19 protein-coding genes and 3 tRNA genes are annotated in these 19031 nt (G+C 38.7%); 8 read left to right on the plus strand and 14 right to left on the minus strand.

Annotated elements, in window-relative coordinates:
• Positions 1–333 precede the first annotated feature (333 nt).
• The 5 genes from pykF to CYG50_RS06710 all read right to left on the minus strand — a co-directional run bounded on the left by pykF (position 334) and on the right by CYG50_RS06710 (position 3988).
• The gene (gene pykF, locus CYG50_RS06690) at positions 334–1746 is read right to left on the minus strand and encodes a pyruvate kinase PykF (RefSeq protein WP_102139703.1); all 1413 of its coding nucleotides are present in this window, start codon (positions 1744–1746) and stop codon (positions 334–336) included.
• 418 nt (positions 1747–2164) lie between these two features.
• A tRNA-Val gene (locus tag CYG50_RS06695) sits at positions 2165–2241 on the minus strand.
• 31 nt (positions 2242–2272) lie between these two features.
• Positions 2273–2349, minus strand: a tRNA-Val gene (locus CYG50_RS06700).
• 30 nt (positions 2350–2379) lie between these two features.
• Positions 2380–2456, minus strand: a tRNA-Val gene (locus CYG50_RS06705).
• Between the two features lie 158 nt (positions 2457–2614).
• Positions 2615–3988, minus strand: a complete 1374-nt coding sequence (locus CYG50_RS06710) for an MATE family efflux transporter (RefSeq protein WP_102139702.1) — start codon at positions 3986–3988, stop codon at positions 2615–2617.
• A gap of 276 nt (positions 3989–4264) precedes the next feature.
• On the opposite strand from CYG50_RS06710, the gene CYG50_RS06715 reads away from it, so the two are divergent.
• Positions 4265–4930: a riboflavin synthase subunit alpha gene (locus tag CYG50_RS06715; RefSeq protein ID WP_102139701.1), complete on the plus strand. Its 666-nt coding sequence runs from the start codon at positions 4265–4267 to the stop codon at positions 4928–4930.
• Between the two features lie 214 nt (positions 4931–5144).
• Here CYG50_RS06715 and CYG50_RS06720 read toward each other — a convergent pair whose 3' ends face one another.
• The 4 genes from CYG50_RS06720 to punC form a co-directional block, all read right to left on the minus strand.
• Entirely contained in the window at positions 5145–5417 is a 273-nt protein-coding gene (locus tag CYG50_RS06720; RefSeq protein WP_102139700.1) for a putative quinol monooxygenase, read from the minus strand.
• Between the two features lie 24 nt (positions 5418–5441).
• Complete coding sequence (locus CYG50_RS23005) at positions 5442–5825, minus strand: helix-turn-helix transcriptional regulator (RefSeq protein WP_311136307.1); 384 nt, start codon at positions 5823–5825, stop codon at positions 5442–5444.
• The gene (locus tag CYG50_RS23010) at positions 5762–6247 is read right to left on the minus strand and encodes a hypothetical protein (RefSeq protein WP_238706826.1); all 486 of its coding nucleotides are present in this window, start codon (positions 6245–6247) and stop codon (positions 5762–5764) included. Before CYG50_RS23010 ends, CYG50_RS23005 begins: the two co-directional genes overlap by 64 nt.
• 261 nt (positions 6248–6508) lie before the next feature.
• Positions 6509–7735 (minus strand): purine nucleoside transporter PunC, encoded by a 1227-nt coding sequence (gene punC / locus CYG50_RS06730; protein ID WP_102139699.1) that lies wholly within the window; start codon positions 7733–7735, stop codon positions 6509–6511.
• Positions 7736–7857: 122 nt separating this feature from the next.
• On the opposite strand from punC, the gene punR reads away from it, so the two are divergent.
• A complete protein-coding gene (gene punR, locus CYG50_RS06735) occupies positions 7858–8763 on the plus strand; it encodes a DNA-binding transcriptional activator PunR (RefSeq protein ID WP_102139698.1) in 906 nt (301 codons plus the stop codon).
• A gap of 9 nt (positions 8764–8772) precedes the next feature.
• Here the strand turns inward: punR and purR are convergent, their stop codons facing one another.
• Together purR and sodB are read right to left on the minus strand one after the other, a co-directional pair.
• Positions 8773–9798 carry an HTH-type transcriptional repressor PurR gene (gene purR / locus CYG50_RS06740; protein WP_102139697.1) on the minus strand — a complete coding sequence of 342 codons (1026 nt, stop codon included), beginning with the start codon at positions 9796–9798 and terminating at the stop codon, positions 8773–8775.
• Between the two features lie 442 nt (positions 9799–10240).
• The gene (gene sodB / locus CYG50_RS06745; protein WP_102139696.1) at positions 10241–10819 is read right to left on the minus strand and encodes a superoxide dismutase [Fe]; all 579 of its coding nucleotides are present in this window, start codon (positions 10817–10819) and stop codon (positions 10241–10243) included.
• 488 nt (positions 10820–11307) lie between these two features.
• Between sodB and CYG50_RS06750 the strand changes: the two genes are divergently transcribed.
• On the plus strand, positions 11308–11655 hold the full coding sequence (locus CYG50_RS06750; RefSeq protein ID WP_102139695.1) for a Grx4 family monothiol glutaredoxin: 348 nt from the start codon (positions 11308–11310) through the stop codon (positions 11653–11655).
• A gap of 102 nt (positions 11656–11757) precedes the next feature.
• Here the strand turns inward: CYG50_RS06750 and rnt are convergent, their stop codons facing one another.
• On the minus strand, positions 11758–12402 hold the full coding sequence (gene rnt / locus CYG50_RS06755; protein ID WP_102139694.1) for a ribonuclease T: 645 nt from the start codon (positions 12400–12402) through the stop codon (positions 11758–11760).
• A 127-nt stretch (positions 12403–12529) separates the two neighbouring features.
• On the minus strand, positions 12530–12937 hold the full coding sequence (gene gloA / locus CYG50_RS06760; protein ID WP_036958666.1) for a lactoylglutathione lyase: 408 nt from the start codon (positions 12935–12937) through the stop codon (positions 12530–12532).
• A gap of 167 nt (positions 12938–13104) precedes the next feature.
• On the opposite strand from gloA, the gene CYG50_RS06765 reads away from it, so the two are divergent.
• Together CYG50_RS06765 and slyA are read left to right on the plus strand one after the other, a co-directional pair.
• Positions 13105–13344: a DUF1289 domain-containing protein gene (locus CYG50_RS06765; protein ID WP_102139693.1), complete on the plus strand. Its 240-nt coding sequence runs from the start codon at positions 13105–13107 to the stop codon at positions 13342–13344.
• A gap of 532 nt (positions 13345–13876) precedes the next feature.
• Positions 13877–14311, plus strand: coding sequence for a transcriptional regulator SlyA (gene slyA, locus CYG50_RS06770; RefSeq protein WP_094961765.1), 435 nt, complete (start codon positions 13877–13879; stop codon positions 14309–14311).
• A 457-nt stretch (positions 14312–14768) separates the two neighbouring features.
• Here slyA and CYG50_RS06775 read toward each other — a convergent pair whose 3' ends face one another.
• On the minus strand, positions 14769–15236 hold the full coding sequence (locus CYG50_RS06775; protein WP_036958672.1) for an outer membrane lipoprotein: 468 nt from the start codon (positions 15234–15236) through the stop codon (positions 14769–14771).
• A gap of 532 nt (positions 15237–15768) precedes the next feature.
• On the opposite strand from CYG50_RS06775, the gene anmK reads away from it, so the two are divergent.
• The 3 genes from anmK to tyrS all read left to right on the plus strand — a co-directional run bounded on the left by anmK (position 15769) and on the right by tyrS (position 19000).
• The gene (gene anmK / locus CYG50_RS06780) at positions 15769–16890 is read left to right on the plus strand and encodes an anhydro-N-acetylmuramic acid kinase (RefSeq protein ID WP_181489844.1); all 1122 of its coding nucleotides are present in this window, start codon (positions 15769–15771) and stop codon (positions 16888–16890) included.
• A 20-nt stretch (positions 16891–16910) separates the two neighbouring features.
• Complete coding sequence (gene pdxH / locus CYG50_RS06785) at positions 16911–17564, plus strand: pyridoxamine 5'-phosphate oxidase (protein ID WP_102139692.1); 654 nt, start codon at positions 16911–16913, stop codon at positions 17562–17564.
• Between the two features lie 161 nt (positions 17565–17725).
• Positions 17726–19000 (plus strand): tyrosine--tRNA ligase, encoded by a 1275-nt coding sequence (tyrS, locus tag CYG50_RS06790; RefSeq protein ID WP_102139691.1) that lies wholly within the window; start codon positions 17726–17728, stop codon positions 18998–19000.
• Positions 19001–19031: the final 31 nt, after the last annotated feature.

Genomic DNA, 19031 nt, shown 5'->3' on the forward strand with positions numbered 1-19031 from the left:
TAAAGCTTGCTATATCCCTTTAAAACAACCTAATGAAAATTAGGGTATGGCACTTACTATGTCTTATGCTAGTACTAAATATAAAGTTTTGCTAGAAATACTTTATATTTAGTACTAGGAAAAAGGAGAAAAATTTAAATTAAGATTAATAAAGGTTGTTATTTGACCAATCTGAGCGTGTTTTATGATATTACTCTTAAATCGCGATAAGATATTTACTAGAGAAAAGGAAATAAAGGAATAGTTACATCAAGGCAGCACTTAATGTTAAATCTAAATAAAAAGGCCGATAGCTAAAATAGTCACTATCGGCCTCTAGAAGACAATTAAAAATTAAAGTACATGAACTGAAGATGTGTTGGTTGTACCGCTTTGTACTAATGCACCAGAAACCATCACAACAGCATCACCAGAAACCGCTAAACCACTTTCTAGCGCTGCGCGTTTACCTTCACGGTAAAAATCATCTGTGGATGTAAAACCACCGACAATCATTGGGATCACACCTTTGACTAACAGTAACTGGCGTGCAGTTTCTTTATTGGTAGTCAATGCTAGGATTGGTGCTGTAGGGAAATATTTACGTACAGATTTAGCCGATTTACCACCGTAGGTTGCAACAACGATCAATGGAACATCTAATTTTTCAGACATTTCCACAGCACCACGACATACAGCTTCAGTGACACGTAAGCGTTGGCTTGGTTTTTGGTTATCAATGCGAGTTTGCATGACACGGTCTGTACGCTCACAGATAGTTGCCATAATGGTAACGGCTTCTACTGGATATTTACCTTTAGCACTTTCACCAGACAGCATAACTGCGTCTGTGCCGTCTAAAATAGCGTTGGCAACGTCGCCTGCTTCTGCGCGGGTAGGGCGTGGGTTTTTGATCATTGAATCTAACATTTGCGTTGCAGTGATCACGACTTTGCGTGCTGCGACACATTTTTCAATCATCATTTTTTGTGCAAAAATAACTTCATCAACCGGGATCTCAACGCCTAAATCACCACGAGCAACCATGATGCCGTCTGAAGCTTCTAAAATCTCATCAAAATTATTTAAACCTTCTTGGTTTTCAATCTTAGAAATAATTTGGATGTTCTCGCCACCATGTTTTTTCAGGTGAGCACGAATTTCTTCAACATCAGAGCGCTTACGGATAAAAGAAGCAGCAACAAAATCAACACCTTGTTCGCAACCAAAGACTAAGTCTTCTTTATCTTTTTCAGCTAACGCTGGAAGGCCAATTGAAACGCCTGGCAGATTAACCCCTTTTTTCTCACCGAGGTCACCGTTATTTAAAACTTCACAAACGACTTCAGTAGCAGTGACATTAGTCACTTTCATGCCAATTAAGCCATCATCAACTAATACAGTATTACCAACTTTTAAATCTGAAGTTAAGCCTGCATAGGTCACTGCAACTTTATCTTTGTTACCTACAACTGAAGTGTCGGTAGTGAATGTAAAAGTTTGACCCGCAACGAGAGAAACGTCGTTACCACCTTCCAATTTCATGGTGCGGATTTCAGGACCTTTAGTATCTAACAGAATAGCTGCTTGTTTACCCGTTTTTGCACAAACAGAGCGAAGGTTTTTGATACGTTGACCATGTTCTTCATAGTCACCGTGAGAAAAATTGAGGCGCATGACGTTCATGCCAGCATCAAGAAGTTGAGTCAGTTTTTCTTCTGATTCGGTTTTTGGACCGATAGTACAAACAATTTTGGTTTTTTTCATGGCAGTCTATCTAATGTTATAAAGGAAATCGGAATTGCCGCCGATGCTTAGTACATTTAATAAATCGTGCGCATGAAAAATTTTGTTGCGCAACTCATTTATAAGAATAGGCGACAGTCTGGTGTTTAATGCATTTTTACACTTAAATTTGTCACATTTTGATTCTTATTATAGTGTAGATGACAAATTGAATTAAAGCTAACGTATTGATTTGCTACTGTTGAAACCTTTCAGCCAGCGCGAGTATTATAGACAACAAAAAACTGTGAGACAAATCAAATTTTATAAAATTAAAAGAAGAGACCGTTCAGATCAAAAATTCAGTTAATATTAAGTCATTTAATTTGTTGCGCAACAAGGTAAGGGAATAATAATAGACAATCAAGAGAAATTTTAGCGGGTGGGAAGATAAATAAAATGGTGCGTCCGAGTAGACTCGAACTACCGACCCCCACCATGTCAAGGTGGTGCTCTAACCAACTGAGCTACGGACGCACTGAGAAACTTGGCTTGTGTTAATTTGAAATGGTGCGTCCGAGTAGACTCGAACTACCGACCCCCACCATGTCAAGGTGGTGCTCTAACCAACTGAGCTACGGACGCGCTGAAAATTAACATTGTGTTCACTAGAAATGGTGCGTCCGAGTAGACTCGAACTACCGACCCCCACCATGTCAAGGTGGTGCTCTAACCAACTGAGCTACGGACGCATTTAAAAGTTATCTAGGTGACAACGGGGATGAATATTAACGTTATGAGGTTCATCTGGCAAGGGGAAAATGTATTTTCGTGATAGTTTGCTCGTATTTAAAACTATCTGGTGCGAAATACATCTTCCCCCATAATAAAAAGCTTAAAAAACCGTCAATTAGCGGGCAGAGCGAAGTAGAATAACATCCTCTGTTTGCTTATGGATCCACATAATCCGTGTCGCCATTCCTACTGCTGCTGCGCTTAAACCAATAATAAAGCCAATCCAAAAGCCTTTAGGTCCCATGGCCGGTGCGATAATATCAGTTAATGCTAAGATATAACCGGAAGGTAAGCCAAGTAACCAATATGCCGTGAAGGTAATAAAGAAAATAGAACGTGTATCTTTATAGCCACGTAAAATTCCCGCACCAATAACTTGCACAGAGTCTGAAAGCTGATAAATAGCGGCATATAGCATTAAACTACTCGCTAAAACAACCACCTCTGGGTTTTTGTTATACATCATCGCAATTGGCTCACGGAAGACCGCGGTGAGAACTGCGGTAAAACAAGCGACCATTAAGCCAACAGCAATACCAGTATAAGATGAAACTTTAGCGGCTTCAGTTGAGTTCTGCCCTAAGTTATAACCTACGCGAATGGTTGCTGCTATTCCTAATGATAATGGGAACATAAACATCACAGAACTGAAATTCAACGCAACTTGGTGACCAGCTACTGCGACAACACCTAATGGGGCGACTAGCAGTGCAACGACAGCAAATAAAGTGACCTCAAAGAAAAGTGCCAGACCAATAGGGGTACCTAATACGATAATTCGCTTTAAGATTAATGGATTTGGCGATGTGAAAGAGAGTGTAGGGCGAATATCGCGCTGCGCAGTAGCACGTTTCACATACCATCTCATCATCAGACACATAGCCCAATACACTGATGCAGTGGCGACACCACAACCCACACCACCTAAAGCAGGTGCACCAAAGTGACCATAAATAAAGATATAGTTAATAGGAATATTAATCATTAGGCCAAGAAAACCAATCACCATCCCCGGTTTGGTTTTTGAAAGCCCTTCACATTGGCTACGATACACTTGATAAAATAAGTAGCCCGGTGCTCCCCACATAATGGCATGTAAAAAACGGACAGACTTATCCGCCAATTCTTTATCAATATGGGGCATATTGCTAATAATAAGCTGGCTATTATAAAGAAGGCACATAATGCCTAAGGCTAAAAGTAGCGCTAACCATAGCCCTTGTTGAATTTGGTCGCCAATTAAGTTACGACGGCCTGACCCATTCATTTGTGCAACGATTGGGGTTAACGCCATCAAAATGCCTTGGCCAAAAAGAATAGCTGGCAGCCAGATGGAAAAACCAACTGCAACTGCGGACATCTCAATTTCACTAACACTTCCAGCCATAACGGTATCCACAAACCCCATTGCAGTTTGTGAAAATTGAGCTAAAACGATAGGAATACCAAGTGCCAACAAGCTACGCGCTTCTGTAAAATATTTCTGCACGCATACACCTTTGTAATAAAAGCAAGTAAGAGGAAAAAAATTAGAAAAATAAATGAGTTACTAAAATCTCATTGATTATTAAAAACCGCTCATTCTATCCCTTTTCTATATGGATTCCAATAATGATATGGTAACAAACTATAAAAGAGCATTTTAGAACCTAAAATACTGCTAAATACTAGGTTTATTATCGCTTTGTTTACCACTCAAATAGGATAGATCTCTAAAAATTCTGATGTAAACTGAGTCTATTAATCCACTACACTGAGAATCATTATGTTTACAGGCATTGTTCAAGCGACTGCTCCTATTATTGAAATTACAGAAAGAGCCAACTTTCGAACTCATGTAATGAAATTTACCCCAGAATTACTTAAAGGTTTAGAAACAGGGGCTTCCGTTGCACATAATGGTTGTTGTTTGACGGTAACAAACATTGATGGTGAAAGAGTCAGTTTTGATCTAATCAAAGAAACTCTAAGATTAACTAACTTAGGGGAATTACAAGAAGGTGATGTTGTTAATATCGAACGCGCCGCAAAATATGGTGACGAAATTGGTGGCCATGTTGTTTCTGGGCATATTATGACAACAGCTGAAATTAGTAAAATCTTTACATCTGAAGATAACCACCAAATTTGGTTGTCAATTCATGATAAGGCTTTGATGAAATATATTTTGCATAAAGGCTTTGTGGCGATTGATGGTATCAGTTTAACGGTGGGTGATGTAATCAATAATCGGTTTTGTGTCCATCTTATCCCAGAAACATTAGAAAGAACAACACTAGGTAAAAAACGTTTGGGTGATAAAATAAATATTGAGATAGACCCTCAAACGCAGGCAATTGTTGATACGGTTGAACGCGTTTTAAATCAAAAAGAACAAGAAAAGTTATTACAGCAAGCAGAAGAGTTGGCTAATGTAGCGAAAACAGAGTGAATAGGCATAAAAGCTAGCAATTGCGTTATTTATGTTAAAGATAAATAGCGATATAAGCAATCAGGTAGGCTATAGCAATGGTAGTTTATGCTATAGCCTGAATAAAGCATGGTTGGATTTTGTTTATTGGATGTAGGTTATGGAGTTCTATTAAATAAAGAAGGTTAAAATTGCTTAAAAAATACAATGAGCTCTAGTTTTCATTATTAATAGATCATTTTTCACTAAAATTGACAGAAAAGCTAGCGTTATCACGTTCAATTGCTTCAACTAATCGCTTGAAATGTGGGCTGTTTTTATGCATCTCTAATGCCTGAGTGTCTTCCCATTCCTCGAAAACAATGTAACCATTTTCTTTAGCCATAAGATCATATTGAATGCATCCTTTCTCTCGGCGGCTTAGTTTTGCTAAGTCACGAACGATTTCTTTCGTTAAATACCCATCCGTCCTTTCTGTTGTAATTTGGGCATACACAACAATACTCATTCCGTTCTCCTTATGTATTAAGAACTATCTTAATGGGTACTTAGTTTTTGTATTGTAAAAAAGCGAATAACTCGATTTTAAAAATGCCGACGGCGTCATAGTAAAGTATCTTTTAAAATCACGGTAAAAGTGGGATTGATCATAATAGCCTGTTTCAAACCAACGGTAGGTATCTGGTTCTACTACCATACTTTTTAAAACGTGCTCTAAGCGGCAATTGATCTGGTATCTTTTTGGCGTAATACCGTATTCTTTTAAAAACTCTTTTTGAATGACTCGGAGGTGTAAACCTGTCTCTTCGGCAATTTCAGTGATTTTTTTAGTTGGGTTACGATATAGCAACTCTAAAATTTCATCTGTGAAATGAGACTTTTTCTTGGCTTTTGTCCTATTAAAGCAATCCAACAACTCTTGAATGAAGAATTAGCTAAAGCTTCAAACCAACGGTCTTTCCATATGTCATTCAGAGCGATGGGGTCATCAGTATAATTTAGTGTTCTTTGAGGCAGAAGAAAACGCAATGCATCATGACGAATACGTAATACCATGACTTTTGAATCATTAGGGCTAGCGGTAAATGTATTGACTCTAGGAATAATGAGTTGATAAGGGTCTACGACTGAGTTGCTTTCAGTTGTCATCTGAAATGTATCTGATGAAACCCAGATTTCAGCACCCGTTCCAGGAAAAATTTTAATTGCCTCTGTAAACTCTTTGATTATTAAAATAGAGCTAACAAAGGATTTTAATTCATCTGGTGGATAATACTGTTTTAACATCATTCTTGAGCACTCATTATTTAATGTCGCAATGATAACGTTTTTTAACAAAAAAATTAACCATGAAATATCTATATCTTAGTAGATAACAAAATAAAAGCCTTATTTATTAGTGAAATCCGCTTTGAATAAAGAAACGTGATAAGAAAGTTCAGGTTTTGTGAGCTAAGAATAATGGGCGATATAGAAAAATACTTAATAAGTATTACGGTATAGTCACAAGTGCTATACACTGGAAGACGTTTTTCTTGAATTTATTAAATAACAATCATGCCGATAAAATACGGCATGATTGATTCGATAAACTACATTTTATGAATTCGCCTGGCAGTCGACCTGCTCAAGAGTTTGACTGTTTTTTTTGTCACAGCGTTGCATAAAATAACCAATAGCCATTGGGATAATTGTAACTGCCATTACACCAGTTGTGGCTAACAATGGGTCGAAGGGCAGGGCAGAAACAAGCAGGCTTGCTAAAAAACATAGGCCTAACTGTAAAGCATTTTGCAACGCAGCTGCTTTACCACTCGCACTAGGAAATGTATTTAGTGCTTTGGATACTGCAATAGGGTAAGAGGCCCCGTTCATTGCCGCCATAAAGCAGAATGGGATCAATATCATGGTTAATGATGGCGTGGTATAGATGGCCATGATGAATAAAATAGACATGCTTACCGCGTAACCAATCAGTAACAATGGAAATAACGCTTCTGCACGAATTTTTGCTAATAAAATACGGCAGCCATATCCACCAACAATAAAGGCTAAAGTTTGTGGAATATAACTCAGACCAATATCAGCAGGGTTGAACCCCATGTTACGTAAGATAAAAGGTGACCCTGTTAACCAAGCGAAGAAACCCGCACTACAGGATGCATAAACCAGCACGTTACCGCTGAAAACAGGGGAACTGAGTAAGTTTGAGAAAGAAATCTTAGCCTGCGGTTGGCTGTCATCAGTGATTGTTTTAACTGAGACATTTTTCAAAAAGAGTGTTGGTAATAAAAGTAATATGCCCACAGCCATTAGGATCAGGAAAATTGCTTCCCATGTTTGGTGCTCTAGAACCCATGCACCTAATAATGGCGCTAAAGCAGGGGATAGCGCGACTAGCGGCATAATAGAAGCAAAGACTTTTTGGGTATTTGCTTCATCATAGCGGTCGATAACAAGCGCTTGCCATAAAACCGCAGCGGAGCAGACACCAACAGCCTGTAAAAAACGTAGAGTTAACAGCTGTGTTGCGGTTTCTACCCAATAAATGGCTAAGCTACTTATAATGAAAATAGTTAAGCCCACAATGAGCACAGGCTTACGGCCAAGTTTGTCTGATAATGGCCCCCACAACAGTTGAGCGAAGGCAAAACCAGCTAAAAATATACTGAGAGAAGCACTGATAGCGCCTTCAGATGTATGCAAGGTGTTTTGCATAGCACCAAATGCAGGTAAATACATATCAATGGCTAAAAACCCTAGCATGCTAAGTCCTGCAAGGTAAACCATAAAACCAGGGGAATTTTTTTTCACAGTATTCGACATAATTATTACTTATCTGATATTTAAAAAAATGTTAATGATGGCTCCATTGTATAGGCTATTTTTTTAGGTTGTGAAACGGTAATATTTGGATCTTGCTATCAAAATTTTTGAAAGGAGAAGTTATGTGGTCTGCACATGCACTCGAAGTGATTGATGCAGTTGCTCGAACTGGGAGCTTTAGTGGTGCTGCTGAAGAATTGCACCGTGTACCTTCTGCAATCAGTTATACCGTAAAGCAAGTTGAAGAATGGCTTGCGGTTCCTCTATTTGAACGCCGACATCGTGATGTTGTTCTGACAGAAGCAGGAGCGATATTTATTAAGGAAAGCCGTTCTGTTATCAAAAAAATGACAGATACCCGGCATCAGTGCCAGCAAGTTGCAAATGGCTGGCGCGGGCAATTTAGTATTGCCGTTGATTGCATTGTTAAACCTCAAAGGACGGAACAGTTAATTATTGATTTTTATCGTCATTTTCCTGATATTGAACTTTTTATTCATCCAGAAGTGTTTAATGGAGTGTGGGATGCACTGGCTGACGGGCGCGTAGATGTTGCGATTGGTGCGACTCGAGCGTCCCCGATAGGTGAAAGATACAGTTTCCGTGATATGGGGTTTATGCCGTGGATGTGTGTCGCAAGCCCGGAACATCCATTAGCAAAAATAGGTGAAAAACTGACTGATGACCAAATGAGAGAGTATCCGAGCTTGTGCCTTGAAGATACCTCTCGTAACCTTCCCAAGCGTGATACTTGGGCACTTGATAACCAACGTCGGCTTGTCGTGCCTTACTGGGAAAATGGTCTAGCTTGTTTAGTTAACGGGTTATGCGTTGGAATGGTACCTGAGCATCGAGCAGCTCCGCTTTGTGAAAAAGGCCAATTAGTTGAGCTAGCATTAGCCCAGCCATTTCCACCCAGTCCTTGCTGTTTAACTTGGGTGGAAAATAACACATCACCCGCGCTCCGTTGGTTATTAGATTACCTTGGCGATAACGAAACGCTCAACGCAGAGTGGCTTTCAACTTAACTATTTGTCTTATCGACGGTAATCGATAAATGGACCGTCAGCGACAGAACGACGTTCTACAAGGCGAGGGTGGACTTCAATTGTTTGAGCATCTTCGCGCTTATTTACGATACGATCGAGCAGCATAGTGAAGGCCATTTGGCCTAAACGCTCTTTTGGTTGGTGGATAGTGGTCAATGCTGGGGTAAAATAGCGCGCATTTCGTACATTATCATAACCAATGATTGAAATGTCTTGTGGAACACGTAGCCCCATTTCATCAGCCGCACAAATGGCCCCCATCGCCATGATATCGCCGCCACAAAATACCGCGGTAGGGCGTTGTTTATGGCTTAAAATTTGCATCATTGCTTTATAACCAGACTCAGGTTCGAAATCACCTTGCACTATCCACTGGTCTCTCAGTGTGATCTTTGCCTCTTCCATTGCTTTTTGGAAGCCTGTTAAGCGGCCGATACCGGTGTTTCTTTCGAGCGAACCTGGGATCACACCAATATCACGGTGCCCACGATCAATTAAATAGCGGCCTGCAAGGTACCCACCATGGAATGAATTATCAATAATACTGTCTGTAAAATCACCTCGGGAGGTTCCCCAATCCATCACCACCATTGGGATATTGCGATAATCTTCAAGCATACTAATTAACGTATCTGGATATTCAGAACACATCACGAGTAGGCCATCAACGCGCTTTTGCGCTAACATTTGCAAATACGCTTTTTGTTTTCCCAAATTATTATGGGAATTACAAAGTATAAGCGTGTAACCTTTTTCATAACAACTATTTTCAACTGATTCAATGACTTCCGCAAAGTAAGGTGCTTCACTTGAGGTTGCGAGTAAACCAATCGACTTTGTATGATTAACTTTTAAACTACGGGCAACTGCACTCGGTGAATAATTGAGCTCTTTAATCGCAGCCCAGACCGCTGTCTTAGTATCATCGGCCACAAAGCGCGTTTTATTAATAACATGGGATACAGTCGTGGTAGATACGCCAGCGCGTTTCGCCACATCTTTAATCGTTGCCATGGGGAAAAAAAACTCCTGACCAATAACCGGTCTCAATAAGAATTCTTGTTAAAAAATTACCTGCATATTGATGCATTGATCCTTTGCTGGCAATAATTTAGCGATTTGTTGTCGATTTTGTCTGATCTAGCGCAAAAACGAAAGAAATAATTGATGTTATAACATGTGATATAGACACTAGTTTTACTTTTTTGGATATGTATACTTAATAACCTTAATTATTGCATGGTTATTTGTTAATTCAATTACATTAGAATGAGAGGAACTCATGGATACAGATGTTAAATATGGATTGCTTGCTGCATTGGGCTCATTAGCAATGATTATCTTTCTTGCTGCACATATTTTCTGATTTTATTTCAGCCTCAAGTAGGGTGAAATAAAAGGGCGAGTGTATCTCGCCCTTGTCTATTTATGCTTTGTTTCAATACTTGCTAGGTGACTATGCTAAGTTTTCTTCCACAAATTTCCAGTTAACCAGTGCCCAGAAGTTTTCTAAGTATTTAGGGCGGGCGTTGCGGTAATCGATATAGTAAGCATGCTCCCAAATATCAACGGTTAACACGGGTTTATCATCACCAGAAATTGGGGTCGCAGCATTCGATGTATTTACGATTGCAAGGCTACCATCTGCTTTTTTCACTAACCAAGTCCATCCAGCACCGAAGTTTTTGGTTGCTGCATCAGTAAACTGAGCTTTAAATTCAGCAAAAGAACCGAATGCTTTATTAATAGCTTCCGCAACTTTTCCTGTCGGCTCGCCACCAGCGTTTGGCGCTAAGCAATTCCAATAGAAAGTGTGGTTCCAAACTTGTGCCGCGTTGTTAAAAACCCCTGCTTCAGAAGTTTTGATTATTTCTTCTAAAGATTTTCCTTCAAAGTTAGTACCTTTGATGAGGTTATTTAAGTTAACAACGTATGTGTTGTGGTGTTTACCATAGTGATATTCTAAGGTTTCTGCAGAGATATAAGGTTCTAAAGCATCTTTTGCATACGGTAAAGCGGGTAGTTCAAATGACATTGCGTACTCCTTGATTGCTTTTATATCAAAATACTCAGGGTGTTTGCTCTTAAAGTGAGCGAAATAATATGTCACAGCTTATCATTAGAGTTTCGCCTATTGGCGATATGATACTTAATATATTAATGATAGCACGATCAACCTTACAAAGGTAAGGTAATGAGACGACTAAGATGCTAACAGATAAATAGAGAAATTACAGATAAAAATCATATAGATATTGTAGGTGAGGAACCTAAGCACATTAAATTTCAGTTCTTACTTAGAAATAGCTACTTGTTTGACTTAGGTAAAGAGAAGATAGAAAAGGTGCCTTTTTACTTTTTGGGATGCTATAGTAATGCCCCTATAAAACTGGCATATTGTATGAAACAATTCAGTTTCTTATTATATCAGTCAATCAGTCAATGTATTTTGTTAAGTTGCGGTAGACTCTCAGTTACCGGCTGACTGCAAAACCTGCATCTTTGTTTTAAGGAAGTTAAAAAATGACAACTATTGAAAGAATTGAGCGCCAAATTAAAGAAAACCCAATTTTATTATATATGAAAGGCTCTCCTAAACTTCCGAGCTGTGGTTTTTCTGCTCAGGCAGTACAAGCTCTGTCTTCTTGTGGTGAACGTTTTGCCTATGTTGATATCTTACAAAATCCAGATATTCGTGCGGAATTACCAAAATATGCAAATTGGCCAACTTTCCCTCAACTGTGGGTTGATGGTGAGCTGGTCGGTGGCTGTGATATCATCATGGAAATGTTCCAGCGTGGTGAGCTTCAATCTCTAATTAAAGAAACGGCTGATAAATACCGTTCAGCAGATGAAGCTAGTGCAGACTGAATTAAGCCATAATTAAAAGACTGAAAAACCGTATTTGGTGAAAGCATTGATGACTTTCTACTAAACACGGTTTTTTTTATGTCATGACTATTGATAAAAAGATTATTGAGAGTCTTCAATAATTGGCCAACCACCCAATTTCTTCCACTTATTAACAATTTCGCAAAATAGCAGAGCCGTTCGATTCGTATCATACAACGCGCCATGAGCTTGTTTGCCATCAAATGGGATACCTGCGGAAACACACGCTTTTGCCAAAATGGTTTGACCAAATACTAAGCCACTTAATGCCGCTGTATCAAAGGTTGCAAATGGATGGAAAGGATTACGTTTTAAACCTGCTCGTTCGGCAGCATTCATGACAAAGCTGTGATCAAAATTTGCGTTATGAGCGACAATAATTGCGCGATTACAATCTGTATTTTTCATGCCCTTGCGGATGACTTTGAATATCGCATGAAGAGCCTCATATTCGCTAACAGCACCGCGTAGAGGGTTAGTTGGATCAATTCCTGTGAAGGCAAGAGCGGATGGCTCAAGATTTGCGCCTTCAAAAGGTTCTACATGAAAATGTAATGTTTCATCCATGGAGAGCCAGCCGTCTTTGTCCATTTTTAAGGTGATGGCAGCAATTTCTAACAGGCCGTCAGTTTTTGCATTAAACCCACCTGTTTCAACATCAATAACGACAGGATAGTATCCCCTGAAGCGGTTCACTAGGGCATTTGGATTGTTTTTTTCAGACATTAGGACTTTCAGTTTTAGTTTTCTGGTTGGGTGACATTATGCCAAAACCAGTAAAAATTTGCAGGTAAACGGTGATAAAAGTTTAGGCGATGAGTTAGGCGCCTAAACTTTTAAATTATATCGCTAATTAATGGCCTAGGCCTTTACTTGCGCTTTTGTTTTCGATCAGCTCAATTTTATAGCCATCTGGATCTTCGACAAATGCAATCACAGTTGTTCCACCCTTAACAGGGCCCGCTTCACGAGTTACGTTACCACCCGCACTACGGATATCATCGCACGTTTTTGCAACATCATCGACGCCTAAGGCGATATGACCATATGCGTTACCCATGTCATATTGGTCAACACCCCAGTTATAGGTTAACTCTATGACAGCGCCTTCACTTTCATCGCTGTAGCCAACAAATGCGAGAGAGTATTTATACTCTGTGTTTTCACTGGTTCTTAATAAGCGCATGCCTAACACTTTTGTGTAAAAGTCGATAGAACGCTGCATATCAGTAACACGTAACATAGTATGGAGTAAGCGCATTTTTAAACCTCTTGGAATCAGCCTGAATCGATTTACCTATTAATATAACGTGCTTAAATTAATAAATACAATGATTACAGTTTGTTTTTTGAACAAATAATGGTAATACTCATTTCTAGGAGTATATCATACATTTATGGTGATTTTTTCTTTTGAAGGGGAAAGTTATGGCTGAACAACTTGAATTTTTTGAGATCCCCAGCCCTTGTCGTGGTATTTGCCAAAGTAATGAACAAGGCTATTGTCGAGGTTGTTACCGCACTCGTGATGAACGCTTTAACTGGTTAAAATTTTCGGATAGTGAAAAACGAAATGTCCTTCGTTTATGTCACCAACGTTATTTAAGAATATTAAATAAAAAAATAGCTCAAGAGAAAACCATCGATACACAACAACAACTTTTCTAGTCTCCTGTTTAAAAATAATGATAAAAAAATCAAATGTTTTATTTTTAATGAAAATTAATTCATAATAAATTATTAGCATGCTATTTATTTCCGAGTTTATATTTCAATGAAATTTTATTTATTCAAAATTATTATAGATTAAATTTAAATGACTGTAATTAACATGATTTTAAGATTAACTATATTTGTTTGTTTTTTAAAGGTTTATGTGACATTGTTTTTTTTATTGTTATTCATGACTGCTATAAGAGCTAAAATAGATAGATCAAAAAGGAGAGTGCGGCTATTCTTATTAATAAGATAATTGATAGGTTATCTTATTAAGCTTAGGTTGAGAAAATGTATGAATCAACGACATATTAATTAGAGTTATATCGCATAATAAATCAGCTGTTGTAACTAGATATAGGTATTTAATAGCTAATATATAAATAAAAAGTTGTAAGTATAAAGGGAAATTAATATATAATTCAAAAAATAATATGAAGATGGTATATTTTTTTGACATTATAATTATATAAAGGAGGGTAAATTGGAATCACAAATTGGGACAGAGTTATCACGTGTTGTTCGCATGTGGAGAGCATTAATCGACTATCGTTTGAAGCCTCTTAAACTTACACAAACACATTGGGTTACATTGCATAATATAAGTCAACTACCGCCTGAGCAATCTCAAATACAGTTAGCAAAAGCGATTGGTATTGAACAGCCTTCACTAGTAAGGACTCTAGATCAGTTAGAGGAAAAAAAGCTTATTTCCAGACATACTTGTACAAATGATAGGAGAGCTAAAAGGATAAAGTTAACGGAAGAATCTGAACCCTTTATTAAAACGGTAGATCAAGTCATAAACAATACGCGTATAGAGATATTGAACAATATTAGTAAAGATGAACTTTATCAATTATCACAGTTACTTATGAAACTTGAAAAAAATATTTTAAGATTACAAAATGATTCTTGATATGAAAATAATATACCTAACTAATAAATGGTGTGCTAATCATTAAACTAGCAATTAAGTAATCGGGCTATGTAATTTGTATGATGGTGATATAGGAATAGGTCAATGGAAATAATAATTACACCCAGTTATGATTCTTGATAAGTCATTACCTTTAAATATAATTAATACTGTTAATTATATTTACCTACGGTATTTCTAATTGTTAGCTGGCTAATTTATTAGTGCGTATTAATTAATAATAAACGATTTATTAAAGGGGGAAAGTTAAGTGCCTTTTTGAGCTCGAAAGCAAGGCATTTATTTGTAAGCAAGAAACTGTATTACCTAAAAGCTATGTATGATAAATATAAAATATAATTATATATCATAAAGTAACTATATTATTCAGCAATATTATTTTAAGGCATACTCACCGGCATTGGCCAGTGAGTATGCCTAATTTCGTATCGTAAGATTACCGAGGAGACACAGTCACTGTATTTCCGCTATTTGCAATCATAACACGTTGGCCATTACGGAAGGTGCTAGGGTCTTGTTTTTGAACAACAACAATGTTTTTGCCGCTATCGAGGCGGATCTCTAATTGAACACCTTGGCTTCTATTTAATGCGCCTTGAGCTTCCTGACCGGCTAAACCACCGGCAATAGCACCTGCAGCTGTTGCTAATGTGTTACCTGTACCACCACCGATGGTGTTACCTAATAACCCACCAAGAACAGCACCACCAATTGCGCCAATTACGTTACCGTCTTCACCAGCTTGAATAGTCACAGGGCGAGCATTCAGAACAGTACCATAAGTCACAGTCTGTACCTGTTTCGCATCCTTGGCAGAAATAGTATCACCAGAAAGCGTACTGGTATTGACACAGCCTGATAAGGCTGCAACTGCTACAACACCTACAAAAACTTTCTTAAGCATAAGAACTCCTATGAGATTTGCTGTCTGTGGCACTAACATAGCATCGTATATTTGTTTTCACCATAAATACAACAAGTATCAAAATAATGGTATTAAAAAGCGATGGTTAGATTACCGATTCTGATTTAAATAGAGCGTAAACACTAGGTAAAATATCTCAAATTCGTGATTATTTCATTCAATAAGGCACTCTTTGTTAAATATTCACATAGGGTAGTCAATTCATGAGCATCATTTCGCACAAGTTGCCAAACAGGGTAAGGCTTTAAACTTTAACTGAAGCGCGAAACAGTTATGCTGAGCTGATCAATGCATTATGTACCATAATATTGAAAATGAAAATTTCAGACATTAAAAAACGACTTTTTTATTTGGTTTGTCTAGCAATTTTTAGTTTTAAAGTACTTATTTATTATTCCTGCGAAGCGCTCCGAGAAATTGCATCGAATTGTTGACAAAATTTGTCATCAAAGCACAATCTTTTGTAGCTGAATATTGTAAAGTTAATGTGCACTCTGAAGGAACAAGAATAATGATGAAATCGGGTCGTTACATAGGCGTTATGTCAGGAACTAGCCTAGATGGTGTTGATGTCGTTCTTGCCGCAATCAGTGACAAATTTGTCGCAGAGCAATCCAGTTTGAGTGTTGCGTTTCCCATCGAGTTAAAAAAACGAATTCTAGATATATGCCAAGGGCAGGCAACAACGCTATCAGAGGTTGGTAAAATTGATAGAGAGCTTGGCTCTTTATATGCAGATGCGATAAACCAACTTCTTATTCAAACAGGGCTAACAGCCGAAGATATCATTGCGATTGGTTGTCACGGTCAAACTGTTTGGCACGAACCTGATGGCGAACAGCCTTTTACTATACAGTTAGGTGATAACAACCGTATTGCAGCTTTAACAGGGATCACAACGGTAGGGGACTTTCGCCGAAGAGATATGGCTTATGGTGGGCAGGGAGCGCCTTTAGTTCCCGCATTTCACTTAGCTGTTCTAGGGCATTCTACAGAAAAGCGAATTGTACTGAATATTGGTGGAATTGCTAATGTGACAGCTTTATTACCAGGGGCTTACGTCAAAGGCTACGATACAGGACCGGGAAATATGTTAATGGATACCTGGAGCTGGCGTATCCAACAAAAAGCATTCGATAAAGATGGTGAATGGGCAAGTCGTGGTCAAGTTAACCATGTATTACTAAAAGCCATGTTAAGTGACCCATATTTTAGACGTTCCTCGCCGAAAAGTACGGGGCGTGAATATTTTAACATGCAATGGTTAGAACAGCATTTAGTTCATTTTCCATCAATCTCAGCGGATGATGTGCAAGCAACTCTGTGCGAATTGACTGCGGCCTCTATCGCAGAGCAAGTATTACTATGTGGTGGTTGTGAGCGCTTAATAGTCTGCGGTGGTGGAGCAAAGAATACTTTTTTAATGCAACGAATGGCCGCTTTGCTCCCGGGAACTGAAGTGGCGCCAAGTGATAAGTTTGGTTTAAGTGGGGATGATATGGAAGCTTTAGCATTTGCATGGCTAGCAGCACGAACGATATCAGGTCTTCCTGGAAATTTGGCATCCGTTACTGGAGCAAGTCAAGAAACTGTGCTTGGGGCAATATACCCTAAAAATACCGATAAAAAATAACAGTGGTGAAGGATACAAAAATGAACGAGCTAGGTGAAATAGATCTTGCATCGGTACGTCGTGAATACACCAAAAGTGGGTTGAGGCGTAATGACTTAACACCAAACCCACTGACGCTTTTTGAACTATGGATGAAGCAGGCATGTGAAGCTCGATTGAGTGATCCAACAGCCATGTGTGTTGCTACTGTAGATGAAACCGGGCAGCCCTACCAACGTATTGTACTATTAAAACATTTTGATGATAAAGGCTTGGTATTTTATACCAACTTAGGTAGTCGAAAAGCACAACATTTAGAGAAAAATAATAAAATTAGCCTACATTTTCCATGGTATCCATTAGAGCGCCAAGTTAATTTCACTGGGGTTGCTGAGCGTTTGAACCCTATTGAGGTTGTCAAATATTTTCATAGTAGGCCGAAAGACAGCCAGATTGCAGCATGGGCATCAGCGCAATCTTCTAAAATTTCAGCGCGTGGTATTTTAGAAGGGAAATTTTTAGAACTAAAACAAAAATTTAAGAATGGCGATGTCCCATTACCGAGTTTTTGGGGGGGGTATCGAGTGGTATTTGATAGTGTTGAATTTTGGCAAGGTGGGGCGCACCGTCTACACGACCGTTTTTTATACCAGCGAGAAGGCGATGGCTGGAAAATTGATAGATTAGCCCCTTAGGATCATGTTTTTTAGCTGGCACTTAATTGATATGCGCTTTATGCTATAGCTTCATTTAAGAAAATTGACAAATTACACTGGTGAGTTTTTGACAAGCCTCTCAAACTTACTGGTCATTCAAACTAATATAGATAGACAAAATACAACTGATGGAGTCATTGATGTCTAGCAATAACCTGATTAAACAATTGCAAGAGCGGGGCCTCGTTGCCCAGGTAACGGATGAGGATGCGTTAGCAGAGAGACTGGCGCAGGGCCCTATCTCTCTCTATTGTGGCTTCGATCCTACCGCAGATAGCTTGCATTTGGGACATCTGGTTCCTTTGCTGTGTTTAAAACGATTCCAACTAGCCGGGCACAAGCCTGTGGCGTTGGTAGGTGGCGCAACGGGCCTTATTGGCGATCCGAGCTTTAAAGCTACTGAACGTAAATTAAATACCGCAGAAACCGTTCAAGAGTGGGTAGGAAAAATCCGTAACCAAGTTTCACCGTTTTTAAGTTTTGATTGTGGTGATAACAGTGCACGCCTTGCTAACAACTATGATTGGTTTGGCAAAATGGATGTACTGACTTTCTTACGTGATATTGGTAAGCACTTTTCTGTTAACCAAATGATTAACCGTGAGTCTGTTAAGCAACGTTTAAATCGTGATGACGTTGGTATCTCTTTTACTGAGTTTGCCTATAATCTTTTACAAGGTTATGACTTCGCAAATATGAACAAAGAGATGGGTGTAGAACTGCAAATCGGTGGTTCTGACCAATGGGGTAACATCACTTCGGGTATCGATTTAACTCGTCGCTTACACCAAAACCAAGTATTTGGTATGACGGTTCCTCTGATTACTAAAGCAGACGGTACTAAATTTGGTAAAACTGAAGGTGGCGCAGTTTGGTTAGACTCCAAAAAAACCAGCCAATATAAATTCTACCAGTTCTGGATCAACACGGCAGACGCTGACGTTTATCGCTTCTTAAAATTCTTCACATTTATGGAAATAGATGAAATTAATGCACTGGAAGAAGAAGACAAAAATAGTGGTAAGGCGCCTCGAGCTCAATATGTATTAGCGGAATTGGTTACTAAACTAGTACACGGCGAAGAAGGGCTAGCAGCAGCGAAGCGTATCACAGAAAGCTTATTCTCTGGTGCAGTATCTGATTTAACTGAAGCTGATTTTGAGCAATTAGCTCAAGATGGTATGCCTTGCATTACATTAGAAGCAGGCGCTGATTTACAGCAAGCCTTAGTTGATTCAGAGTTGGTTCCTTCTCGTGGGCAAGCAAGAACGGCTATTAGCTCTAATGCGGTATCTATTAATGGCCAAAAACAAACAGAGCCAATGTATGTATTCTCTGATGCAGACCGTTTGTTTGGTCGTTATACATTGATCCGTCGTGGTAAGAAAAACGACTGTTTAATTAATTGGAAATAGCTCTGACTAACCTTTGTAATATCAGCCCGGA

Source organism: Providencia huaxiensis (assembly GCF_002843235.3).
Taxonomy (GTDB): Bacteria; Pseudomonadota; Gammaproteobacteria; order Enterobacterales; family Enterobacteriaceae; genus Providencia; species Providencia huaxiensis.